The following is a 23712-nucleotide window of genomic DNA, read 5'->3' as shown; positions in this document are numbered from 1 at the left end:
TTCACCGGTAGTAGTCGTGCGGGTGTTCCTGGTCGGACCCGCGACGGTGGTTGCCGCCGCCGTTGCCGTTGCCGTTCTGGGAGCCGTACGTCGGCCACGCGGTCGCGCTCGACGGCGGCTCCGGCCAGGCGGCGGCCGGGGCGGTGGTGATGTCGCCCGTCTCGTACGCGAACGGGGCCCCCTGTGGCGTCGGGGGGACCGGGGTCGACGACAGCACGTCGTCGTAGGCCGAGACCGCCCTGCCGGGCACGGTCGGGGTGCCGGACGCGGGGGAGGGGCCGGTGAGCGGGTCGGTGTCGTCGGCCACGGCCCAGCCGGAGCGCACCTCGTACGAGGCGGGATAGGACGAACGCGCGGCGGGCTGCTCGAACGCCGGCCAGGAGGTCCCCGAGCCGTAGCCGGCGGCGGGGGAGGGGTCGTCGAGGATGTCGGGCTGCGCGGGCCAGGAGCCGGACGAGGAGGGCGTCGCGGGCGGGTTGGTCCAGGTGGTCTCGGCCGCGTTGTTGTAGGCGGGGAACGGGTCGCTCGTGGGCGCGCCGTGGATGGGGGCGGGCTGGGCGGGGAAGGAGCCGCTCGAGGCGGGGGTGGCGGGGTAGGAACCGCTCCCGCCGGGCCGGCTCACCGGGTTGGCCGGGAAGGTGCCGTTGGCGGCGGGGGTCGCCGGGAAGGCGCCGGTGCCGCTCCTGGGCGAGTTGTTGGACGACAGGGAGTCGGGGCGGGGAGACGGGACCGGCTGGGCGCCCGCGCCCAGGATGCTCATCACGTCGGCCGTGGGAGCCGCGAACGTCACCGTACGCTGGTCGGCCAGCTCCGACTGGGAAGGAACGGGGCGCTTGGCGGGCTCCACCAGGTCGGCGAGGTTGGCCGCGGCGGAGGCCGGCTGGCGCTGCGGCAGGGGGGCCTGGACGGTGGTCGCGTCGGGGTCGACGGCGGCGGAGGCGGCGGCCGGCCGCGGCTTCGCGGTGCGCTCCTGACGCTTGGGGGTCGCGGGGCGCTCGGCGGGCTTCTCACGCTCGACCGGACGGGAGGAGGCCTTCCTGGCCGCCACGGTGCCACCCGCGCCGAAGCCGCCCTCTTCCGCGTCGCTGCGGATGTTGGCCCAGAACTCCTCGTCGTCGTCATCCGTGCTCGGGTTGCCCCACTCGTCGACGCCACGCCTGCCACGCTGACCGGTGCGCACCGGTTTGGGCTCGCGCTCGCCGATGGGGCTGAAATCGGGGCTGAAATTGGCCATGCGAGGCTCGTGCGAGGCGAACTCGTCAGTGGACCGCGTCTGGGTCCTCTCCTCCTTCTCGGCCATCTCCTTCAGCCGTTCCGGAGGGAGAGAGCTCTCCCGGCGGCTCATTGAACGCATGCCCAGTGCCACGACGACGAGCACGAGGAGCACGACGGCGACCAAGCTCACTACGACCGCGATCATTGCACCACCCTCAAAGCCATGGCCTCCCTTCGGCGCCGGTGAGATCGCGCGGCCATCGACGCGACCTGCCCCCTTTGATCACCAGTGCCTAACGATTGGATCTGATTGTGTCGGACCACTATGAGCGTTGTCACACCCTACGTGAAGAATTGGTACACCGGACTACCTGCTGTGTTCGCTCTCTCACTGGATGTCGACCGCTGTGAGCCGACCCCGGGCGATGGTCTTGTCCGCGATCTTCTTCAGGATGTCGGGGAGCTCGGCACCCTTCTGGACGTCGACCTTGCCGTTCAACGTGTAGACGGTGAAGCGATAGCTGCCCGGGCTTGTGCAAGGCGGCTCGTAGCCCTCCTTGCCGCCGGTGACCTTCGCCTGGCCGGACCCCTCAGGGGGGTCGGCCGCGGCGTTGGGCCCCAGCTCGGTCGTGGTCGCCGGGATGTTGTAGAGCACCCAGTTCACGGCCGAATCGGACGATGTGTGGGAGTCGACCACGATCGCGATCGACTTCGCCTCGGACAGCGGCTGGCTCGACCAGCGCAGCGGAGGACTGCCCTCGCCGCCCCTGCAGGAGTATTCGGCGGGGAGCGGCTTGCCCTCCCGCAACTCCGGGCTCGAGACGTTGATCTCCGCGATGTCCTTGGCCTGAGATCTGCCGATGAAGCTGCCGCAACCGGCCAACGCGAACGCCGCAGTCACCGCCGTCACACTGACGGCGATGCGCCGCATACGTGTTGCCGCGTTACACAGCCCCATGCCGGACGATGCTACGCGGCTCTCGGCGGTGCGCAGACCGTTTCTCGATGGTCGGTGCTCGGTAAAGGATCCGAAACGGGTCAGAATCGCGGGATCCGTCGAGTGAGGTTGGCCACAGGAGTGGCCTGCGTGTCTGTTGGGGAAGCCGATCGGGTCACGCCTCGGGACGCGGCCTGGCCTGCTGGTTCGATACGGCGGGACGAGGACGGGACCGTGCGCCCGGATCCGACAAAACGGACACCGTTTTCGGTCACGGCGATGTCGCAAAAAACCAGGTGCGTCGGATCGGTCCATAGATGTAGGAGCTCGCGGTGATTTGGGTGGCTCTGGCCCGGCGGTCTGGGGGCGCGGGTGGGTGGTACGTGGGGTGGACGGCGGCTGCCACGTTGCGTGAGGCGCTTGCGCGGTGGTGCGGTCATGCGCTGGCCGGGCCTGGCTGGCACGTACGTGGCGCCGCCGACGTGGCCTAGCTCGACAGCCTGCGGCCGGCCGCCACCGAGCATGGCACCGGGGCGGAGGGGCGCGTCGGCCGACACGCCGGGAATCCCGGTCGATCTTTACCGGCTCGCGGACTGATCGCCTTGCGCCCGCGCGCCCTAAGCTGGCCTTGTGACGTCAACTGGCCCGCTGCGCGATCCGGCGAACCGCGTCTCGCCGAAAGCCGTCCGCCTGTGGCTGCTCGAGTCGCTGGTCGCGTTCGTGTTCTTCCTCGGCGGCTCGCTGCTGGTGGCCCGGTGGGTCGGCGGGAGCGGCTGGTCGTGGGTGCCGGGCTGGTTCGCGGACAACTCCTGGCTGCTGCCGGCCGCGGTCGTGCTGGTGACGGCGCCGTTCCTGGTGGCCGAGCCGTTCGTACGGTACGCCGTGCACCGCTGGGAGCTCTCAGGGGACGTCGTCTACGCCCGGTCGGGGTTCTTGACCAGGGAGTGGGTGTTCGTGCCTGTGAGCCGCATCCAGACGGTCGACAAGGGGCAAGGGTGGATGGAGCGGCTGCTGGGGCTGGCCACGCTCGAGATCCGTACCGCGTCCCACGCCGGGTCCTCGACGATCAAGGGTCTTGACTACGCGGTGGCGGCCGGGCTCGCCGAGCAGCTGGCGCACCGCGCCGAGGCGCTCAGGGACGACGCGACATGACCGACCCCCGCCAACCGCAAGGCGACCCACCCCCTCAGCCCGGTCCTCCCCCTCGAAGCGAGCCGCATCCTCTGGCCGGTCCTCCCCATGAAAGCGAGCCGTACCCACGGGAAGGCGCTCCCTCCTGGCCCGCGCAGGGGGCGCCGCTCGCGGCAGGCGGTGACGGGAGCGGTCCGCCCGTCGGTCCGCCGGGTCCTCCGGTCCGGGTGCCGCTGCGGTTGAGCCCCAAGGTGCTGCTCATCGACCCCGTACGCATGCTGCCCTCCCTCCTCCTGCCCCTCGTCGGCGTGCTGTTCGTGGGCGGGTTCTCGGCCCACTCGTACGTCTGGGCGGCCCTGGGCGTGGCGGGCACCGTGGTGTTCGCGATCATCAGGTGGGCCACCTTCACCTACGAGATCGTCGGCGACCGGCTGGAGACCAAGCGGTCGCTGATCAGCCGTTCCGTCCGTACCATCCCGCTCGAGCGGATCCGCGGCGTCGACGTGTCCACGCCGCCCCTGCACCGCCTGCTCGGCCTGACCGTACTCAAGATCGACACCGGGGCCAGCGGCGGCGACGAGGAGGCCGAGCTCGACGGGATCACGCCGGAGGAGGCCGAACGCCTCAAGTCGGTGCTGCTGCTGCGGCGCGCGCCCCGGCCCGAGGCGCAGGTGCCCGAGGCGGCGGTCCCTAAGGAGCGGGTGATCATCGGGGTGCCGCGGAGGTGGCTGCTGTACGGGCCGCTGTCGGGCGCGTACCTGCTCACCCCCTTCGCCCTCGCGGGGGGCGCCGTGGGCCTGGTGTTCCAGTGGGGCGACGAACTGGGCCTCGACCAGGACGCCGCCTGGAGCGCCGGGGAGTGGGTCTGGGACCGTCCCTACCTGCTGGTGGCCGTGGCGGTGCTGCTCGTGGCGGCGATGCCGTTCGTGGGCGGGCTGATGTACGCGGTCTTCAACTGGGACTTCAAGCTCAAGCACCGCGACGGCTACCTGGTGGCCGAGCGAGGGCTGATCAACCGGCGCAGCGTGTCGCTGGAGTCCGCCCGGGTGCGCGGCTACGAGATCGTCGACGGGCTCGCCGAACGCTGGGCCGGGGTCGTGCGGGCCTGGGCCATCGTCACGGGGCTGGGCGACTCCGAGACGCGCGGGCAGCTGCTGCCCGACGTGCCCCGGGCGGTGGCGTACCAGGTGACCGCCGAGGCCATCGGCCCCTCCCAGGCCGAACTCCGCCGCCACCCGCCCGTCGCGCGCAACCGCCGCCTGTTCCGCGCCGTCTTCCCCTGGGCCGTGGTGGCGGTGGCGAGCGCCGTGGGGATCTGGGCGACCGGGTCGATCGTCTGGTGGGTCCTGCTGGTGCTGGGGCTGCTGCTGGCGGGGGTCGGGATTCCGCTGGGGCTCGACCGGTACCGGTCACTGGGGCACGGCTACGACGGGGTACGCGTGGCGGTGCGGTCGGGGTCGCTGCGGCGGTCCCACGCCGTCATCGAACGCCGGGCCGTGGTGGGGTGGCGGCTGCGGCAGACGTGGTTCCAGCGGCGGGCCGGAGTGCTCACGCTGATCGCCGGGGTCGGGGCCGGGAAGGGGGGCTACTCGGCGATCGACGTGTCGGTGGCCCAGGGGGCGGCGTTTCCCGCCGAGGTGACGCCGGAGTGGCTCGCACCCTTCCTCGAGTCCCACAGCACACCGCCCACAGCCTGACCCCGGCACCGGTTTCCCCTCCCTTGGCGGTGGACCGGGAGGTCCCGAGCCGAGGCACCGATTCCTCTTCCACCGTCGGAGACCAGGAGCTCCCGTCCTTCGTCGCGGTCCCCGGCCTTCGCAGCGGCGGTGAGCCGCTGCGGTCGTGGCGTCGTGGACTGGCGGTGCGCCGCCGAGGCCGGTCTCTGCGGCTGGGGCGCGTCAGTCCTGGCGGCGGGCGCCGAACATGATCTCGTCCCAGGTCGGGACGGAGGCGCGGCGGCCCCGCGAACCCTTGCGCGCCTGGCGGGCGGCCGGAGCGGGCGGGGGAGACGGCACCGGCACGGGCGGCTCCTCCTTGGGCTGGTCCTTGCCGGAACGCGCCGCCGGGACCGCCGGTGCGGTCTTGGGCTCGGTGGGCTTGGGCTTGGGAGCGGGCGCCGGCGGCTTGGCCTCCTGGGCGGGCTGCTCGGGCTCGGGCGCGGTCTGGGGCTCCGGCTCAGCGGCCTGAGCTGCGGGCTCGGGCTCCGGCGCGGCGGCGCTCGCGGCCTCCGGCGTGGAGGCGCCGGCAGGCTCCGGCGTGGCGGTGATCGCGGCCTCCGGTGTGGCGACCTCGGGGGCCACCTCGGGCTGCGGCTTGGCGTCCGGTACGGGCTGCGCCGCCTTCTCCTCGGGCGTGGTGGCCGTCGGCTCGGCGGTGGGCGCGTCGGCCGCTGCCTTGGAGACGGTACCGGAGGCCGGCGCGGGGGCGGGCTCAGGAGTGGTCTCGGCGTCGGTGGCCGACGACGCGACCTGCTCGGTGGCCGAGGATGCGACAGGCTCGGTGACCGGCGCCGACTCGGCGACCGCGGTCGGCTCGGCAAACGCCGCCGGTGCCGGAGATGCCGTCGACTCGGTGACCGTGGTCGGTTCCGAGGCGGTCACCGGCTCGGCGGCTGCGGTCGGCTCCGCGGATGCCACGGGCTCGGTGACTGCAGTCGGCTCGGATGCCACGGGCTCGGTAGCTGTCGTCGGCTCGGAGGTGGCGGGCTTGGTGACTGCCGTCGCCTCCGGGGTCGCCGCGGGCTCGGTGACTGCCGTCGGCTCTGCGGTTGTCACGGGCTCGGTGGCCGCTGGCTCGGTGACGGCTGGCACGGTGGGCGGCGCTGGCACGGTGGTCGCCACCGCCTCTGCGGTCGTCACGGGCTCTGCGGTCGCCACAGCCTCCGGGGTCGTCACGGGCTCTGCAGGCGTCACAGCCTCCGCGGGCGTCACGGCGTCGGTGGACGCCGCGGGCTGCGCGGCCGCCGTCGCCTCCTGGGCCACGACCGGCTGGGCCACGACCGGCTCAGGGGCCGTGGCCGGAGCAGAGGCTGCGGTCGGCTCGGAGCTCGCGGTCGGCTCGGGCGCTGCGGTCGGCTCGGAGGTCGCGATCGGGTCCGGGGCCGTGCTCGGCTGGCTGGTCGCTTCGGTGCGGGCAGGGGAGTGGGCGCCCTGGGCGGGCTCCGGGGACGGCTCCGGCACGGCGGGCGGCTGCACCGCAGCGGGCGTCGCGGCCTCGGGCTGCGCGGGCGGCACCACGGCGCCGGTCGCCTGGCCCTGGCCGACGCGCTGGGCCTCAGCGGCGACCTGGTCCTGGGCCACGGGCTGGGCCTCAGCGGCGACCTGGTCCTGGGCTGCAGGCTGGTCCTGGGCTGCAGGCCGGTCCTGAGCCGTGGGCCGATCCTGGGAGACGGGCCGAGCCGGAGCGGTGAGCTGCTCCCCGGAGGCGGGCCGGTCCTCGAAGGCGGGCTGGCCTGAGGCGGGGGGCCGGTCGTAGGAGGCGGGCGGCTCCTCGACGGCGGGCGGCGGAGAGGTGCGGGAGTCCGGGGGCGTGGCGGCGGGGGCGTAGATGGAGGAGTCGGCGTCGCGCCCGGCAGGACGGCCGGAGCCGAAGTCGGGCAGCCACGGCGAAGACCCGCCGCGGCGCGACGAGGTGTCGCCGGGGCGGGCGTAGCCGGTCTCGCGAGCGGGAGGCTCCGGGCGGTAGGGCTCGCCGGGCTCGGGCGTGTCGTAAGACGGCTCTCTGGCGGCGTCAGGCTCACGTGGAGGCGCGCCGCGCTCGAACGGGGGCGCCGCCTCCGGAGCGCGGCCGTACGACGTCTCCGACGGCCTGGGAGGCGGGCTGTAGCCGACCGCCGGCTCCTCCGGCTCGCGGCGCACCACCGACGGGAACGGCAGTGGGTCGGAGGCGAGCGGCGGCACCGGCTGCAGCTTGGCCACCCGCGGCGTGAACGGCGTCACCGTCGTGTCCTCCACCACGACGGGATCCGGGTCGAAGTCGGCCGACGACAGCCGCATGGCCTCGTCGTCGTGGGGCGTCACGTGCCGCTTGCGCGGGTCGAACAGCCATTCGGCGTGGCGCGTGTGACCGTTCCACACGTAGCCGAGCTTGACGCGCCACAGCCCGTCGTCGCGCTTGGCGGAGTCCCAGTCGATCTCGTCGGTGGGCACGCCTCGCCTGGTCAGCCGCTCGGCGACGAGGTCGCCCAGGGTGGGCCCGGGCGCCACCTCCCCGGGCATGCGGACGGCCACGCGTTGCGCCTGCTGGGCGACGTACTCCCGCTCCTGCAGCACCGGACCCTCGAACCAGCGGACACGCTCGACCGGGATCCCGGCGGTCGCGGCTATCTCCTCCGCCGTCTCTCCGGCGCGGATGCGAGCCTGGATCTCCTTGGGGCGCAACGGACTCTCCACTTCGATCTCGTACTGGCCGAGACGGGAGAAGTTGCCGCGGACGGCAGCACGGAGCCGGTCGTCCACGGGAAGCGTGAAGCGCGTACCTCGCCCGGCAGTAGCCAGCACGAGATAGGTGCCGTCCTCACTCACCGCGACGAGTCGGAGCTCCTGCATGCGAGTCCCTTCGTCAGCGTCGCCATTCTTCCCCCGGACCCTTGAGTCTCTCGCGTGTGCCGGTTGCCTGCCAGCACCGTACCCGGCATGTCCGAACATCGCCTTCCTGGGATACTCCCGGGACGGTGTGACGCCGGTCACATTTGTCGAATCCATCCCTCTAGAGCCCGCCGTTGTGCAAGTGGAGGTTAGAGGCCCCTGACGGATTCTGACGAATCGCGCCGCCCGCTGTCGTGCACTTGAGCCAAGAGGCCAGAACGGAAGGCGCGGCGCCAGGATGGAGCTCCAGGTACCGGGCGGCGACCCCGGCCAGATACGGGGCGTGAGCGGAGAGGGCCTGACCGCCGGGCGCGGTCCGGCAGGCGCCCGAGGATGCCGCCCCGACGACGAAGACGCCCGACCGCACCAGCGACCGCGTGGCGGTGTCGAGCGCGGGGGAGTCGGAGCCGTCGACGGCCAGGTTCGCGACGGACGGGCCGTGGGCGTGCCTGCCGATCCAGTCCAGCCCGGCCAGCAGGTCGGCCAGGGTGCCGTAGCCGGCGCAGCCGAGCACCCGCACCGAGGCGATCCTGGCCTTCGGCGCCATGACGTTGACGCGCCGGGCGGCCTCGGTGCCGTGGCCGGCGCAGTCGTGTCCGGTGCCGCCGGTGGCGTCGAAGGCGCGCCAGGCCCGGTCGCCGAGCTCGGCCCGGCCCGCGTCCAGGCCGCTGTCCACGACGTACACGGTGGCGCCGGCGCCGGTGGCCCAGCGGGAGAGCGGGCGGGATTTCCCGAGCGCCATGGGGCGGATCTCGCGGTCGGGCTCGACCGCGCGCACCCGCGGGTCGGAGCGGAGCTCGGCCAGCTCGGCGGCGGTGAGGAAGGTGGCGAATCCCGGCAGCGCGGCGGTGTAGTAGCGCCGCACCCGCCACCGCACCTCGCCGACGAGATCGCGGGCGGCGCCGCGGCTGCGTGCGGTGACGATGAAGGGCCGGGTGGGCTCGGTGGGGGCGGGGCGCAGGGCGAGTCCTGACGCGGGCGTCATGGCGAGAGGAACGGCGGTCGTGGCGGCGGTGGCCACGGCCGCGGCGAGGTACACGGAGGGCAGGCCGAGTCGTCGGGGCACGAGTTACGAGAATGCCCGTCACGCGGCCCGCGCGGATCCCGGGACACGTTTTCGAGCAAGCTCTTTACCTAACGATGCGTTAGCCGAGCACGAGATCCAGGTACTCGTTGCCGAATAGGCGTCCTGGGTCGAGCCGGTCGCGAAGGGCGGTGAAGTCCGCGAAGCGGGGATAGACCTTGTTCAGGTAGGAGGCGTCCCTGGTGTGCAGCTTGCCCCAGTGCGGCCGACCGTCCAGCCGCGTCATGATCTCCTCCACGCCCTCGAAGTACGCGGGGTTCGGCGTCGGCCGGTAGATGTGGCACGCGAGGTACGCCGACGCCCGCCCGTACGCGGTGGACAGCCACGCGTCGCTGGGCGGCGTGACCCGCACCTCCACCGGGAACGTGATCTTCCAGTCCATCCGGTCGATCAGGTCCCTGGTCTCGCGCAGGGCCTGGCCGAGGCGTTCGCGCGGCACCGCGTACTCCATCTCGAGGAAGCGCACGTCCCGCCGCGCCGTGAAGATCTTGTACGACGTGTCGACCGACTCCGAGTCGCCGAGCGCCGCCGCGCTGACGGCGTTGATCCGCGGGATCAGGTCGGGGAAGCGGCCCCCGAGCGCGCAGGCCGCGCCGAAGACGGTGTTCTCCAGGAAGACGTTGTCGAGCCAGTGCCGGAACGCGCTCGGCGGCCGGGCCGGGCCCTGGCTGCGGTTGTTGGTCTTGACCAGGCAGGCATCGGTGTGCGGCAGCCAGAAGAAGTCGAGGTGCTCGTTCGCCGAGGTCAGCTCGTCGAGCGAGTCGAGCATCTCGCTGAGCGGCAGCTTGCGCCGCCGGTTGTGCAGCAGGAACGCGGGCTCCACCCGGAGCGTCACGGCGGTCAGCACCCCGAGCGCTCCCAGCCCGACCCTGGCCGCGTCGAACAGGTCCTCGCCCGGCCCGGCCGTCGTCACCGAGCCGTCGGCCAGCACCAGCTCCAGCTCGGCGACCTGGTCGGCGAGGCCGCCGCTGTCGCGGCCGGTGCCGTGCGTGCCGGTCTGGATCGCGCCCGCGACGGTCTGCTCGGTGATGTCGCCCATGTTCGCCAGGGCCAGGCCGCGCTCGTCGAGCAGTTCGTTCAGCACGCGGAGCGGGGTGCCGGCCAGCACGGTCACGCGGTCGTCGCCCCATGACCTGATCCCGGTGAGCGCGCCGGGCCGCAGCATGATGCCGTCGGTGAGGGCCACCCCCGTGAAGGAGTGGCCCGTGCCCACCATGCGGACCCGCCGCCCCGAGGCGGCGGCGTCCCGCACGGCGCGTACGACGTCCTCGACCGAGGCCGGCGTACGCACCTCGGCGGGGGTGCCCGACTGGTTGCGAGCCCAGTTCGCGAACGTCATGGCACCCCTCCAGAGCGTCATTCGGTTAAGCGCGAACGATACTCACTTCTCCCAGCCGGCGGGAACCGGGAAGATGTCGCCGGGCTGCAGGTTCTGCCCCTTGACGATGTCGGACACCGTCACGAGGGTGTAGCCCTTCTTCTGGAGCGACTTGATGAGGGCCGGCATCGCGTCCACGGTCTGCTTCACCCAGTCGTGCATCAGGATGATGCCGTTGGGCTGCGCGACCTCCATGGTCTTCTTCTTGATGGCGTCGACGTTCTTGCTGGCCCAGTCCTCGGAGCCGGCGGTCCACAGGATCATCGGCATGCCGAACTCGGCGGCGATGTCGGAGACCTGCAGGTCGGCCAGCCCGTACGGCGGGCGCAGCAGCTTGGGCTCGACGCCCGCCGCCTTCTTGACCGCGTCCTGGGTCTTCTTGATCTCGTTCCTGATGGTGCCGGGCTCGGCCTTGGTGAAGTCGGGGTGGCTGTAGCTGTGGTTGCCGACCTCATGGCCCTCGGCGACCATGCGCTTGACGAACGCGGGGCGGCTCTTGACGTACTGGCCCTCGAGGAAGAACGTCGCCTTCGCGTCGTACTTCTTCAGTGTGTCGAGCAGCGTTCCCGCGTACTTGCCGGGCCCGTCGTCGAACGTCAGCGCGAGGCACTTGACCTGCTCGCAGTCGACGGGCGCCGCCTTCTTAGGCGCCTGCGCGAAGGCGGGCGCCGGGGCCAGGGTGACGCAGACAGCCGCGATAGCTAGAAGTGAACTGATTTGTCGGGACATAGGTAATGCTTCCAATGAGATGGGTGTTGCGAGGGATGTCCCGACCGTAGCGGATCAACTCTTGGCGGGTGAAGGAGCCTCGGGAAGTCTCAGCAAACCCGAACCTCCGATGCCCACGACCGCGGCGAGGATCGCCGAACCCCAGGAGAAGGCGTACGCGTTGGACGCGCCGAACATCTCGGTGAGCCGCCCGCCGGCCCACGCGCCGACCGCCACGCCGAACCCGATCGACGTCGAGATCCACGCCATGCCCTCGGTGAGCAGGGACGGCGGCACCAGCCGCTCGGTGAGCGAGAAGCCCGTGATGAGCGTCGGCGAGATGGCGAAACCGGCCAGGAACAACGCCGCCGCCATGATCCGCGCGTCACCGATGAACATGATCGGTATGAGCCCCACCACGAACAGCCCGAGCGTCCGCACGAACCGCCCGCGCAGCGAGATCTGCCAGCTCCTCGACCCGAACCACAGCCCCGACACCATCGACCCGCCCGCGAACGCCGCCAGCAGGAACCCGGAGGCGCCCTTCGCGCCGTGCTCCTCGGCGAAGGCCACCGTGATCAGGTCGACCGAGCCGAACACGGCGCCCAGCGCCAGGTAGACGCACGCCAGCAGGGCGATGCCGGGGATCAGGATGGGTGAGCCCGCCGCCGACTTGACCGGCTGCACGGGCGGCTGGGTGCGCCGCTGGGCCGCCAGCGTGAGGGCGCCCAGGAGCATGCAGACCAGGGCCACGACCAGCCCCGCGTACGGGTTGACGGCGGTGGCCAGCACCGTGACCAGCGCGGGCCCGGTGACGAAGATGACCTCGTCCACCACCGACTCGAAGGCGAACGCGGTGTGCAGCTTGCCCGACCCGCCGTGGATGACCGACCAGCGGGCCCGCACCATCGAGCCCAGTGACAGCGAGGTGGCGCCCACGAGCAGGCCCGAGGCGTACAGGGTCCAGTCGGGCAGCCCGAACCCGGCGCACAGCATCAGCGCGACCAGCGCGAGGGCGTTGACGACGGCGAACGGCGGGATCACCCGGCCCTGCCCGAACCTGTCCACGAGGCGGCCCGACATGGGGGCGGCCACGGCGAAGGCCAGGTTGGTCATGGCGGCGACGCCGCCGGCGGTGGCGTACGACGAGGTGAGCGCGGAGACCAGCAGCACGACCCCGATGCCGAGCATCGACATCGGCATGCGGCCGATGAATCCCGCCAGCACGAATCCCTTGACGCCGGGCCCGTCGAACAATCCCCGGTAAGGCCCGACCACGCCGTTTCCCCCTTACTTGAGCCAAGTAACCATGGCGCACCGTATGTCCGGATGGCAAGTGATTTAGCGGCCGCGTGGGTTAACGTGTCCCGAGTGTCCGGTCTTCCCTCGTTCCGTGCGGTCATCCTCATGGTCGCCGCCGTGCTCGTGGTCACGGCCGCGGCCGGCGGAGTCGTCGTGATCCTGGGCGACGACCTGGTCAAGACCGCGAATGAGCCTGTGCGCAGGAAGCCCACGCAGCGGCCGCAGCAGCCCTCGCCGCGCCTCGACCAGCTCGTGCCCACGGCCGCGCCGGTCAAGGAGCCGGTCAAGGACTTCGGCCAGGGCGGCCCCGGGGTCACCGCGACGCCGCCGCGCGTGCTGGCCATCGCCGCGGGCGCGGTGCCGAAGAGCAAGAGGTTCGCGCTCAGCGGGCTGAAGCACGTGCAGAAGGTGATCGTGGTGGACGCGGGCGCGGTCAAGGTGGCCGGCACCGCCCTGAACCTGCTGGCCGTCGACCCCGCCGACTTCCGCTCCTGGACGCCGCAGCCCGTCGCCGACCAGCCCGCCGTGTGGAGCGCGCTGGCCAGGGGCGAGCTGGTGACCGACGCGAGCGCGATGCGCAAGTTCGGGATGATCCTGGGCGCCATGTACCAGGTGGACGGCGGTCCCAGGCTGCGCGTGGCGGCCTCGGCCACGCTCGGGCTCATGGGCGTGGACGGGCTGGTGAGCGCGGACCTGGGCAAGTCGCTGGGGTTCGCGCCGGGGGTCGCGGTGCTGCTGCACGGCAAGGCCGGCAAGATCAGCGAGGCCGGGGTGCGCAAGGTGCTCGGCAAGGGCTCGCAGGTCGTCATGCTGGACGCGGCGCACCGTACGCCGAAGCAGCAGAAGCCGCAGACGACGGTGAACGTGGGCCGCCCGGGCAGCTACCTGGATCTGTACAAGGCCTCGGCCACCCGCTGCCCGGGGCTGTCGTGGACGGTGCTGGCGGCGATCGGGCAGGTGGAGAGCAGCCACGGCCGCAACAACGGCCCGTCCAGCGCGGGCGCGCTCGGACCCATGCAGTTCATGCCGGCCACCTGGAAGCACTACGGCGTCGACGGCGACGGGGACGGCAAGGCCGACATCTGGAGCCCGTACGACGCGGTGCCCGGCGCCGCCAACTACCTGTGTGCCAACGGCGCCGGCCAGGGCGGCGAGAAGCTACGCAAGGCGATCTGGTTCTACAACCATTCGTGGGACTACGTGAACAAGGTCATGGGGATCGCTCAGGCCTACGCCCGTACCTACGCCTGAGGGCGTCTACGGGGAGGAGGGCAGCAGGTGAGCGCGCAGGGGACGGGCTCGGGCTCGTCCATCAGCTCGCGCACCATCTGGACGAAGCGCGGGTGCGTGCCGGCGGTCGCCGCCCGCTCCATGGGCAGCCCCAGCTCGGCGGCCACCTGCCTGGCCTCGGTGTCGAGGTCGTAGACGACCTCCATGTGGTCGGAGACGAACCCGATCGGCACCAGCACGACCGAACGGGCGTCCGTCTTGCGCAGGAAGTCGCAGACGTCCGGCTCCAGCCACGGCACCTGCGGCGGGCCGCTGCGCGACTGCCAGACCAGGTCCCATGGCTGCGTGCGGCCGAGCGCCTGGTTGACCAGCTCGGCGCTCCTGCGCAGCTGCGCCTCGTACAGGCCGCCCGAGGGGCCCGCGGTCTCGGCCATGGAGACGGGGATGCTGTGGGCGGTGAACACCAGCCTGGCGTCGTCGCGGCCGAGCCGTTCGAGCGCCGCCCGCGTGTGGTCGGCCATCGCGGCCACGAACCCCGGGTGGTCGCCGAAGTGGCGCATCTTGACCAGCTCGGGGCCGTCCTCGACGGAGATCCTGGCGATGTCCTCGTAGTACTGGCGGCAGCTCGAGTAGCCCGCGAACGCCGAGGTCGCGAACACGGCCGCCTTCCTGATCCCGTCGGCCTTCATCTGGCGGACGGTGTCCTCGCCGAACGGGTGCCAGTTGCGGTTGCCCCAGTAGACGGGCACGCCGGCGATCGGGCGCAGCGCCTCGACCAGGTCGCGGTTCTGCTGGTTGATCGGGCTGACCCCGCCGAAGCCCTGGTAGTGCTCGGCCACCTCGAGCAGCCGCTCGCGCGGCACCCCCCTGCCGCGCACGACGTTCTCCAGGAACGGCAGCACGTCCTCGGGTCCCTCGGGCCCGCCGAACGACAGAACCAGCAACGCGTCGTAAGTTCCCACGCGACCACCCTATTGGGCTCCCCAGCGACTGAGCAGCAGCCTCACGGAGTGAGGCCATAGGCAGGGTAGGTTCGATTGAGTGAGCGCATTCAATGACATACGCGACTACGTGGCCATCCCCCGGGTTCTCTCGCTGAAGCTCTCCCCCGACGGCTCCAGGTTGATCTCCACAGTCCAGTCACTCAACCCCGACGGCAAGTCCTACGGCACCGCGCTCTGGGCGATTCCGATCGACGGCGAGCCCTACCGGCTGACCCGCTCGGCCAAGGGCGAGTCGGCCGCGGTCTTCACGGCCGCGGGCGACGTGCTGTTCACCTCCGCCCGCCCCGACCCCACCGTCAAGGACTCCTCCGACGAGGTGCCGGCGCTCTGGCTGCTGCCCCGCGCGGGCGGTGAGGCCCGCCAGGTGGCCACCCGCCCAGGCGGGATCGGCGCCGTGCGTACGGCCGCCGACGTCGTGGTGTTCGCCGCCGACGTGCTCGACGGCGAGGAGGCGGCCGAGGAGGCCAGGCGCAAGGCCCGCAAGGACGCCGGGATCAGCGCCATCCTGCACGAGGGCTACCCGATCCGCTACTGGGACCACGACCTCGGCCCGGCCCGCACCAGGCTGTTCACCGCCAGGCTCGGCGGCGACCGCCTGGAGGACGTGCGCGACCTGACCCCCGACGCGGGGGAGGCGCTGCGGGAGGCCTCGTTCGAGCTGAGCCCGGACGGCGCCACGCTGATCGCGACCTGGACCACGTACCTGCCGAAGGGCGAGAGCCGTACCGACCTCGTGGCCATCGACGTGGCCTCGGGCGAGCGGCGCACGGTGCTCACCGACGACGGCTTCGACTTCACGGGCCCGCTCGCGATCTCGCCCGACGGCTCCAAGGTGGCCTGCGCCCGCGATCGGTTGACGGGGCTGGAGGTCTCGGCGCGCAGCGAGCTGTGGATCGCCGACGTGGCCACCGGCGAGGGCCGCGCGTACGCGCCCGACCTGTTCCCCGCGGACATCGAGTGGGCGCCGGACTCCTCGGCCGTCTACATCGTGGCCGACCACCAGGGCCGCCGCCCGGTCTTCCGCGTCCCGCTGGAGGGGGAGAGCACCAGGCTCACCCCGGACGACGCCGCGTACGTCGGGCTCAACGTCTCCTCCGACGGCGGCTTCGTCTACGCGCTGCGCAGCGGTGTCGCCCTCGCCCCCGGGCCGGCCAGGATCGACGTGGCCAGCGGCGAGATCGTCGACCTGCCCTCGCCCGCGCCGCGCCCCGAAGTGCCGGGCACGCTGACCGAGATCTCCGCCACCGCCGACGACGGCGCCACGGTCCGCGGCTGGCTCGCGCTGCCGGAAGGCGCCTCGGCGGACGAGCCGGCGCCGTTCGTGCTGTGGATCCACGGCGGCCCGGTCGCCTCCTGGAACGACTGGCAGTGGCGCTGGCAGGTGTGGCTCATGACCCAGCGCGGGTACGCCGTGCTCATGCCGGACCCGTGCCTGTCCACCGGCTACGGGCAGGAGATGATCGACCGCGGCTGGGGCAACTGGGGCCCGCGCACCCAGGCCGACCTCGACGCGATCGTCGACGTGGCCCTGGCCAGGGACGACATCGACGGCGAGCGCATCGGCGCGATGGGCGGCTCGTACGGCGGCTACATGGCCAACTGGCTCGCCGGCCACAGCGACCGCTACAAGGCCATCGTCACCCACGCGGCACTGTGGAACCTCGACCAGTTCGCCGGCACCACCGACGCCGCCATGTACTGGCAGCGCGAGATGGGCGAGCCCGGCTCCGAGCGGTACCAGCTCCTGTCGCCGCACAACTCGCTCGACAAGATCACCACCCCGCTCCTCGTCATCCACGGCGACAAGGACTACCGCGTGCCGATCGGCGAGGGCCTGCGGCTCTGGTGGGACCTGCGGCGCAGCGAGGTCGAGTCGAAGTTCCTGTACTTCCCCGACGAGAACCACTGGATCCTCAAGCCGGGCAACATCGTCGCCTGGTACGAGACCGTGTTCGCGTTCCTCGCCCAGCACGTGCTCGGCGAGGAGTGGAAGCGTCCGGACTCGGTGGCCTGATGACGGATTTCCTGAGACTGGCCGAGGACATCGCGCGTGAGGCGGGCGACATGCTGCTCGCCAAGCGGCCCACGATGTCCGAGGAGATCGAGACCAAGTCCAGCCCCACCGACGTGGTCACCGCGCTGGACAAGGCGTCGGAGGAGCTCATCCGCGAGCGCATCCTGGCCGCCAGGCCCGGCGACAGGATCCTCGGAGAGGAGGGCGGGGAGAAGCCCGGCGAGTCTGACGTGCGCTGGGTGGTCGACCCGATCGACGGCACCGTCAACTTCCTGTACGGCCTGCCGGAGTGGGCGGTGTCGATCGCCGTCGAGGTGAACGGCCAGGTCGTGGCCGGGGTCGTCAACCTGCCGGCGCGCGGCGAGGTCTACACCGCGGCGCTCGGCGAGGGCGCCTGGCTCGGTGTGGAGCGGCTGCGCTGCAACACGGGTGTGCCGCTGGCGCAGGCGCTGGTGGCGACCGGGTTCGGCTACGGGGTGAGCAGGCGCGCCGTCCAGGGCCAGGTGGTCGCGGCGGTGCTGCCCCGGGTGCGGGACATCAGGCGCGGCGGCTCGTGCGCGATCGACCTGTGCTCGCTCGCGGCGGGCCGGGTGGACGCCTACTACGAGCGCGGCATCAACCCGTGGGACTACGGCGCGGCCGGCCTGGTGGCGACGGAGTCGGGGGCCAGGCTCGAAGGCCTGCACGGCAAGCCGGTGAGCCCGGAGTACGCGCTCTGCGCGGCGCCGGGGCTCTTCGAGGAACTGCACGACCTGCTGGCGGCGCAGAACCCCGAACGGGACGCCTGACGCGAACGGCCGGAGCCCTCGGGGGCTCCGGCCGTTCGCGCTTGATCAGCGAGGCAACGGGATGCCGTGATCGTCGGCCAGCCTGCGCAGGTCCTCGATCTCGGCGGTGAGCGTGTCAGCGAGATATTCGTCGCCGACGCTACGGGCCTCCCGAAGGCCCTTATAAGCCTGGTCGAGGCGGTGTTCGATCGTGGTCGTGAACTCGCCCATCTCACCTACTCTCTGGGGTCCGATCCGTGCTCTTGGGGCGAAGTACGTCCATTGCCGGGTGATGTCCGGGCAATGGGTGTCCCGCAGGCATACCCCACCCCCTCGCACCCCGAAACATGAATTTTGTGCTCCTCTCCCTGACCGGGGGGTCACCCACCTCTGAACATGCCTTACCGTGCGCTTATCGAGGCTGTGGACAGAATGAGTGACCAGAATCGGAGAGAGGTGCATCAGGCGTGCGGGTGCTGGTGGTTGAGGATGAGCGGGTGCTCGCCGACGCGATCGCGACCGGGCTGCGGCGCGAGGCCATGGCGGTCGACGTCGCCTACGACGGGGGCGGCGCCCTCGAGCGGACCTCCTACATCGACTACGACGTGATCGTGCTGGACCGCGACCTGCCGGTCGTCCACGGCGACGAGGTGTGCCGTCGCCTGGTGGAGCAGCGGACCGCCTCGCGGATCCTGATGCTGACCGCGTCGGGCGACGTGGACGACAAGGTGGAGGGTCTCGGCCTGGGGGCCGACGACTACCTGGCCAAGCCGTTCGTGTTCATCGAGCTGGTCGCCAGGGTGCGCGCGCTCGGCCGCCGCTCCGCGCCCGCCCTGCCGCCCGTCCTGGAGCGCGCCGGCATCCGGCTCGACCCGGGCAAGCGGCTGGTGGAGCGCGACGGCAAGGAGGTCGTGCTGACCAAGAAGGAGTTCGCGGTGCTCGAGGAGCTGATGCGGGCCGAGGGCGCCGTGGTCAGCCAGGAGGACCTGCTGGACAAGGCATGGGACGAGAACATCGATCCCTTCACGAACGTGGTCCGCGTGACCATGATGACGCTGCGGAAGAAGCTGGGCGAGCCTCAGGTGATCGAGACTGTGCCCGGGGTTGGGTACAAACTGTGAGCGAACGGCGATCCATTGAGCGCCGCACGTCCGTCGCGGGGGTGGTTCCGTGACGGAGAGGTCGGAGGAGCTCCAGTCGGGGCCGACGCATCCGATGATCAGCCCGCATTCGGGGAGGAAGGCGACGCGCGTGCAGCAGGCGCCACCACCCAGCGGGCCGCCCGCCTGGGACGGCCCGCCGCCGCCCGGGCAGTCGCCGGCGCAGCGCACGCCGATGGAGCGGATGAAGGAGCTGCCCGCCAAGGTCAGCATCCGGTGGCGGCTGACGCTCACGTACGGCGCGCTGGTCTTCGTGGCGTCCGCCGTGCTGCTGGGGTCGGTCTACATGATCGTCGGGACGGCGCTCAGCTCGGCGTGGCCCAACGTCGACCTGGGGCTGCCTCCCGCCGCGGACGAGCAGTTCCAGCTCGTCTGGGACAAGTTGCAGAAGCAGGCGGTCCAGGACGCGCGGGACGCGCTGTTCGGCAACTCCCTGCTCGCGCTGATGGGCGTCGGCATCCTGGCGCTGATCATCGGTTACTTCGTGGCCGACCGGGCGATGCGGCCGGTGGCCCAGATGACGGCGACGGCGCGCAAGCTGTCCGAGAGCACCCTGGCCCACCAGCGCATCGACCTGCTGGGCCCCAACGACGAGCTGAAGGAGCTGGCCGACACGTTCGACGCCATGCTCACCCGGCTCAACGTCGCCTTCGACACCCAGCGCAGATTCGTGGCCAACGCCTCCCATGAATTGCGAACTCCCCTCACGATTAACCGGACCGTCCTGGAGATCGCCCTGTCCGATCCCGAGGCGTCCGAGGATCTCAAAGCGCTCGGCCGTACCCTTCTCGAAGTCAACGCGCGTAACGAGAAGCTCATCGAGGGCCTGCTGTTGCTGGCGAGGAGCGAGCGCGAACTCGCCGTGCGCAAACCGGTCGATGTCCGGGAAGTCGCTCAGACGGCCGTGGAACAGGTGACCGCCTTCGCCGAGGAGCACGGGGTAACCGTGACGGCCGAACTGGTCAGCGCGCCTACCATAGGCGATCCGGTGCTCCTGGAGCGGTCGGTCAGCAACCTGCTGGAGAACGCGGTCAAGTACAACATTCCCGAAAACGGAAAAGTCTGGATCCAGACGGGAATGGCGGACGGTGCCTTGGTTGTTCAGGTGGCCAACACAGGGCAGCATGTCCCGGCGTACGAGGTGAACAGCCTGTTCGAGCCCTTCAGGAGGCTCCATGCGGACCGCGTGGATTCGGCGAAGGGATCGGGGCTCGGGCTGTCCATCGTTCGTGCGGTGGTTCAGGCTCACGGTGGAAATGTGGCCGCGGTGCCACGTGATGGTGGAGGGCTCGTCGTGACCATTCGGCTCCCGAGACGCTGAGATCGTCTTGCTCTGGCGCGTTCGTCCGTGTGTTGGTGCCCGTGTTGAGGCGTGGGGGGCGTCTCATTCACGCCGCACATGTGGTTGGATGTGCCGTCGAACACGGTGGTGCATGGCGCCAAGGCTGTGGGTTTCGCCATATTTGGCTAACCATTGCCGACGGCAGCAGGCCCTGACGTGTTGGGAGGTTCGTCGTCCGTTCCCGCGGGGTACCCATGGGAAATCTCCCCGGCGGAACGGGCACAAGATGGGCTTCCTGGACGTTAGAAGACGCGCGATGAGCGCGAGGACATATAGATGAGGGGGATGGAGTAAGCACAATGGCTACCGACTACGACAGCCCACGCAAGACAGATGACGACCTGGGGGAGGACAGCCTCCAGGAGTTGCAGGCACGGCGCACCGACAAGTCGTCCGGCAGCATCGACATCGACGAGACCGACCTGGCCGAGTCGCTGGAGCTGCCCGGTGCCGATCTGTCGAACGAAGAGCTCTCCCTGCGGGTGATCCCCCGTCAGGCCGACGAGTTCACCTGCTCGCGCTGCTTCCTGGTGCACCACCGTAGCCAGCTGGCCTCCGAGAAGAACGGCCAGCAGGTCTGCCGGGAGTGCGCCGCCTAATCGACTGGAGCGAAATGCTCTGGGTAGGGAGACGAAGCCCGACCCTGAGCGATCGCGACCATGAGGACGGAGGCAACGCGTGGCCGTACCTGAGCAAGACAAGCAACCAGACAACGAGGTCGCCGGCCCCGAACGCGAGGTCGGCGAGCTCGTAGGCAAGCTCACCGCGCCCGGCGAGCTGGAGCCGGCCGAGCGGCGCAGGCTGCTCGGCCGACTAGCCCGCGCGCTGTCCGACGGGGCCAAGAAGGCGCGTGCCACAGGCGCGGGCCGGGGCCGCTGGCTGGCCGACGTCTTTCTCAACATCGCGCCTCGCATCCCGATCAGGGACCTGCACACCCTTTCCGAGCACCATCACGGCCTGACCGGCGAGCAACTCGCCGACGACCTGGTGCGCACCGCCCAGAAGGCCACGATGACGGTCGGCGCCATCGGCGGAGCGCTCGCGGCGGCAGAGTTCGCCGCACCGCCCCTTCTGCTCTCCGCCCCCGCGCAACTCGTCGCCGAGACCATCGTCGTCGCCGCCATCGAGGTCAAGCTGCTGGCCGAGCTGCACGAGGTCTACGGCGTACGCGTCCAGGGCTCGGGCACCCAGCGCGCGGTCGCGTTCACGGCCGCATGGGCCAAACAACGTGGCATCGACCCCCTCACACCCACGTCCGTCTCGCTGGCGCTCGGCGCGGCCACCAAGACCGCCCTGCGCAACCGCCTCCTCCGGACGCTCGGCCGCCATCTGACCACGCTCGGCCCGTTCCTCACGGGAGCGATCGCCGGCGGCACGCTCAATCGCATGGCCACCAAGAAGCTCGGCGAGGCCGTACGCAACGACCTGCGCGGCAAGCTGCCCCGCGGCACCGAGACCCCTGAGGTCGATCCCCAGCGGCGGGACGCGTTAGACCCGTAGGCCGGTGAAGGTCATCTTGAGCAGCGCGTCGGCCAGGTCGTCCGCCGAGGCCCCGCGCGCCGGTTTGTACCACTCGGTGATCGAGTTCACCGCGCCGAACAGCAGCCGCGTCACCAGCGCCGGGTCCACGTCCGGCCGGATGCTGCCCTCCGCCGCCGCCTCCTTGACCAGGCGGCTGATGAACCTGTCGAACTCCCGCCGCCGCTCCAGCGCCGCCTGCTCGGTGCGGCTGTTGCCGCGCACCCGCAGCAGCAGCGTCACGTACGGCAGCCGGTCCACGAGGATGCGCACGCTCTGCCGTACGGCCCGCTCCAGGCGGTCGATCGCGGGCCCCGAGGCGGCGCGCTCGTCGGTCACCACCGCGAACAGCCCGTCGAGCGCCCGGTCCAGCGCCCGCGCGAGCAGCTGCTCCTTGCCCGGCACGTGGTAGTAGATGGCCGACTTGGTCACGCCGAGCGCCCTGGCCAGGTCCTCCATGCTCGTCCCGTCGTAGCCCCGCTCGTTGAAGACGCCGACGGCGGTGGACAGCACGGACTCCGGGTCGTGTCCGCGCTTGCGCTGACGGGTGGGGGTCGGAGAGGCCATGTCTTAATTATCCCGCTTGTCGATGACTCGTTTGAGCTTGCCGACCGAGCGCTCCAGCGTCTCCGGATCCACCACCTCGACCTCCACGCTCACGCCGACGGTGTCCTTGACGGCCCGGCGCAGCGCCTCGCCGGCCTCCGCGCGGCTCGCGAAGCCGGGGCGGGACTCGACCCTGACCGTCATCACGTCGAGCCGCCCGGGGCGGGTCAGGTGGAGCTGGAAGTGCGGTGACAGGCCCTCCACGCGCAGCACCAGCTCCTCGATCTGGGTCGGGAACACGTTCACGCCGCGCAGGACGATCATGTCGTCGGTACGGCCCGTCACCTTCTCCATGCGCCGGAACGCGGGCCTGGCGGTGCCCGGCAGCAGCCTGGTCAGGTCGCCGGTGCGGTAGCGGATGACCGGCATGGCCTCCTTGGTGAGGCTGGTGAAGACCAGCTCGCCCGACGGCGCGGGCTCTCCCGTGAAGGGGTCGACGGTCTCGGGGTAGAAGTGGTCCTCCCAGACGTGCAGGCCGTCCTTGGCCTCGACGCACTCGTTCGCGACGCCGGGGCCGATCACCTCCGACAGGCCGTAGATGTCCACGGCGTGCAGGTCGAAGCGGTCTTCGAGCTCCGCGCGCATCCGCTCCGTCCAGGGCTCGGCGCCGAAGATCCCGATCCGCAGGGAGGACGCGCGGGGGTCCAGGCCCTGCCGCTCGAACTCGTCCAGCAGGGCCAGCATGTACGACGGCGTGACCATGACGATGTCGGGCCGGAAGTCGGTGATGAGCCGGACCTGCCGGGGCGTCATGCCGCCGGAGACCGGCACCACCGTGCAGCCCAGCCGCTCGGCCCCGTAGTGGGCGCCCAGGCCGCCGGTGAACAGGCCGTACCCGTAGGCCACGTGCACGAGGTCGCCCGGCCGGCCGCCGGAGGCTCGGATCGAGCGGGCCATGACGTCCGCCCAGACGTCGAGGTCGTGCTTGGTGTAGCCGACCACGGTGGGCGTGCCCGTGGTGCCGCTGGAGGCGTGGATCCTGGCCACCTGCTCGCGCGGGACGGCGAACATGCCGAACGGGTAGTTGTCGCGCAGGTCCTGCTTGGTGGTGAAGGGGAACTTCGCCAGGTCGGCGAGCTCTTTGCAGTCGCTCGGATGCACGCCCGCCTGGTCAAATTTTTGCCGATAAATCGGGACATTTTGGTAAGCGTGGGTGAGTGTCCGCTGGAGCCGTTCCAGCTGGATCGACATGAGCTCGTCTCGGGACACCCGCTCGATGGGGTCGAGGTCTTCCGGCGCGGGGGGATCGCCGAGTCTCATCAGCCCTCCACCTGTCTCAGTTCTCTGCTGCGGCCGCGGAACTCCGCGACCACCTGGCCGCTCGCCCCGCGCACCGTGATGTCGTAGATGCCGCTGCGGCCGTAACGGGTCCGCTCGGCGGCCTCGGCCACCAGCACGTCGCCCGCGTGGGCCGGGGAGACGAACGTGATCTCCGCGCCCGCCGCCACCGTCACCGGGCCGTGGCTGTTGCAGGCGCAGGCGAACGCGGTGTCGGCCAGCAGGAACACGTAGCCGCCGTGGCACAGGGCGTGCCCGTTGATCATCTGGTCGGTCACGGTCATGCGGCACACCGCCCGCCCCTCGCCCAGCTCCGTCAGCTCGATGCCCAGGGCGGCGGAGGCGGTGTCGGCGTCCATCATGCGACGCGCGCTCTCCAACGCAGGTCTCCCTTGTCAACTGACCGAATGTTCGGTAAACAATTCACCGTCCGGACCATCCCTGTCAAGAGG

At 71.2% G+C, this 23712-nt stretch carries 21 protein-coding genes; 9 read left to right on the top strand and 12 right to left on the bottom strand.

Annotated features, from left to right (window positions below; all coding sequences use genetic code 11):
• Position 1: 1 nt before the first annotated feature.
• Entirely contained in the window at positions 2-1420 is a 1419-nt protein-coding gene (locus ACIBI9_RS09085) for a hypothetical protein (protein ID WP_397221402.1), read from the bottom strand.
• Positions 1421-1603: 183 nt separating this feature from the next.
• Positions 1604-2116 (bottom strand): YbhB/YbcL family Raf kinase inhibitor-like protein, encoded by a 513-nt coding sequence (locus ACIBI9_RS09080; protein ID WP_397221401.1) that lies wholly within the window; start codon positions 2114-2116, stop codon positions 1604-1606.
• A 666-nt stretch (positions 2117-2782) separates the two neighbouring features.
• On the opposite strand from ACIBI9_RS09080, the gene ACIBI9_RS09075 reads away from it, so the two are divergent.
• Complete coding sequence (locus ACIBI9_RS09075) at positions 2783-3304, top strand: PH domain-containing protein (RefSeq protein WP_394490395.1); 522 nt, start codon at positions 2783-2785, stop codon at positions 3302-3304.
• Positions 3305-3522: 218 nt separating this feature from the next.
• The gene (locus tag ACIBI9_RS09070) at positions 3523-4980 is read left to right on the top strand and encodes a PH domain-containing protein (protein WP_397221400.1); all 1458 of its coding nucleotides are present in this window, start codon (positions 3523-3525) and stop codon (positions 4978-4980) included.
• Between the two features lie 201 nt (positions 4981-5181).
• On the opposite strand, the gene sepH is transcribed toward ACIBI9_RS09070, so the two are convergent.
• The 5 genes from sepH to ACIBI9_RS09045 all read right to left on the bottom strand — a co-directional run bounded on the left by sepH (position 5182) and on the right by ACIBI9_RS09045 (position 12317).
• Entirely contained in the window at positions 5182-7830 is a 2649-nt protein-coding gene (sepH, locus tag ACIBI9_RS09065; RefSeq protein WP_397221399.1) for a septation protein SepH, read from the bottom strand.
• A gap of 160 nt (positions 7831-7990) precedes the next feature.
• The gene (locus ACIBI9_RS09060; RefSeq protein WP_397221398.1) at positions 7991-8935 is read right to left on the bottom strand and encodes a S8 family serine peptidase; all 945 of its coding nucleotides are present in this window, start codon (positions 8933-8935) and stop codon (positions 7991-7993) included.
• A 79-nt stretch (positions 8936-9014) separates the two neighbouring features.
• Positions 9015-10292, bottom strand: coding sequence for a D-arabinono-1,4-lactone oxidase (locus ACIBI9_RS09055; RefSeq protein ID WP_397221397.1), 1278 nt, complete (start codon positions 10290-10292; stop codon positions 9015-9017).
• A 42-nt stretch (positions 10293-10334) separates the two neighbouring features.
• On the bottom strand, positions 10335-11060 hold the full coding sequence (locus tag ACIBI9_RS09050) for a polysaccharide deacetylase family protein (protein WP_397221396.1): 726 nt from the start codon (positions 11058-11060) through the stop codon (positions 10335-10337).
• A gap of 54 nt (positions 11061-11114) precedes the next feature.
• On the bottom strand, positions 11115-12317 hold the full coding sequence (locus tag ACIBI9_RS09045) for an MFS transporter (RefSeq protein WP_397221395.1): 1203 nt from the start codon (positions 12315-12317) through the stop codon (positions 11115-11117).
• A 93-nt stretch (positions 12318-12410) separates the two neighbouring features.
• Between ACIBI9_RS09045 and ACIBI9_RS09040 the strand changes: the two genes are divergently transcribed.
• Positions 12411-13592 (top strand): lytic transglycosylase domain-containing protein, encoded by a 1182-nt coding sequence (locus ACIBI9_RS09040; protein ID WP_397221394.1) that lies wholly within the window; start codon positions 12411-12413, stop codon positions 13590-13592.
• On the opposite strand, the gene ACIBI9_RS09035 is transcribed toward ACIBI9_RS09040, so the two are convergent.
• Positions 13583-14533 carry a ferrochelatase gene (locus ACIBI9_RS09035; RefSeq protein ID WP_397221393.1) on the bottom strand — a complete coding sequence of 317 codons (951 nt, stop codon included), beginning with the start codon at positions 14531-14533 and terminating at the stop codon, positions 13583-13585. The two genes, ACIBI9_RS09040 and ACIBI9_RS09035, sit on opposite strands and share 10 nt — an antisense overlap.
• Positions 14534-14612: 79 nt before the next feature.
• Between ACIBI9_RS09035 and ACIBI9_RS09030 the strand changes: the two genes are divergently transcribed.
• Complete coding sequence (locus ACIBI9_RS09030; protein ID WP_397221392.1) at positions 14613-16589, top strand: prolyl oligopeptidase family serine peptidase; 1977 nt, start codon at positions 14613-14615, stop codon at positions 16587-16589.
• The gene (locus ACIBI9_RS09025) at positions 16589-17377 is read left to right on the top strand and encodes an inositol monophosphatase family protein (RefSeq protein WP_397221391.1); all 789 of its coding nucleotides are present in this window, start codon (positions 16589-16591) and stop codon (positions 17375-17377) included. The genes ACIBI9_RS09030 and ACIBI9_RS09025 overlap by 1 nt, the downstream gene beginning before the upstream one ends.
• Positions 17378-17422: 45 nt before the next feature.
• Here ACIBI9_RS09025 and ACIBI9_RS09020 read toward each other — a convergent pair whose 3' ends face one another.
• Positions 17423-17587: a hypothetical protein gene (locus ACIBI9_RS09020; protein WP_165959788.1), complete on the bottom strand. Its 165-nt coding sequence runs from the start codon at positions 17585-17587 to the stop codon at positions 17423-17425.
• Positions 17588-17823: 236 nt separating this feature from the next.
• On the opposite strand from ACIBI9_RS09020, the gene ACIBI9_RS09015 reads away from it, so the two are divergent.
• The 4 genes from ACIBI9_RS09015 to ACIBI9_RS09000 all read left to right on the top strand — a co-directional run bounded on the left by ACIBI9_RS09015 (position 17824) and on the right by ACIBI9_RS09000 (position 21358).
• Positions 17824-18477 (top strand): response regulator transcription factor, encoded by a 654-nt coding sequence (locus tag ACIBI9_RS09015; RefSeq protein ID WP_138693059.1) that lies wholly within the window; start codon positions 17824-17826, stop codon positions 18475-18477.
• Between the two features lie 94 nt (positions 18478-18571).
• Complete coding sequence (locus ACIBI9_RS09010) at positions 18572-19837, top strand: sensor histidine kinase (RefSeq protein ID WP_397221832.1); 1266 nt, start codon at positions 18572-18574, stop codon at positions 19835-19837.
• A 320-nt stretch (positions 19838-20157) separates the two neighbouring features.
• Positions 20158-20457, top strand: coding sequence for a DUF4193 domain-containing protein (locus ACIBI9_RS09005; protein ID WP_020542847.1), 300 nt, complete (start codon positions 20158-20160; stop codon positions 20455-20457).
• A 79-nt stretch (positions 20458-20536) separates the two neighbouring features.
• Positions 20537-21358, top strand: coding sequence for a hypothetical protein (locus ACIBI9_RS09000; protein ID WP_397221390.1), 822 nt, complete (start codon positions 20537-20539; stop codon positions 21356-21358).
• On the opposite strand, the gene ACIBI9_RS08995 is transcribed toward ACIBI9_RS09000, so the two are convergent.
• Genes ACIBI9_RS08995 through paaI form a run of 3 tightly spaced genes read right to left on the bottom strand, consistent with a single transcriptional unit; the run spans position 21347 to position 23622 of the window.
• A complete protein-coding gene (locus ACIBI9_RS08995) occupies positions 21347-21943 on the bottom strand; it encodes a TetR/AcrR family transcriptional regulator (RefSeq protein ID WP_397221389.1) in 597 nt (198 codons plus the stop codon). The two genes, ACIBI9_RS09000 and ACIBI9_RS08995, sit on opposite strands and share 12 nt — an antisense overlap.
• Positions 21944-21946: 3 nt before the next feature.
• Positions 21947-23242, bottom strand: a complete 1296-nt coding sequence (gene paaK, locus ACIBI9_RS08990) for a phenylacetate--CoA ligase PaaK (RefSeq protein WP_397221388.1) — start codon at positions 23240-23242, stop codon at positions 21947-21949.
• Positions 23242-23622, bottom strand: a complete 381-nt coding sequence (gene paaI, locus ACIBI9_RS08985) for a hydroxyphenylacetyl-CoA thioesterase PaaI (RefSeq protein ID WP_397221831.1) — start codon at positions 23620-23622, stop codon at positions 23242-23244. Before paaI ends, paaK begins: the two co-directional genes overlap by 1 nt.
• Between the last annotated feature and the right edge of the window lie 90 nt (positions 23623-23712).

The organism is Nonomuraea sp. NPDC050451 (genome assembly GCF_044458585.1).
The sequence above is the reverse complement of the archived record's forward strand: the minus strand, read 5'-3'. Positions and strand labels throughout refer to the sequence as shown.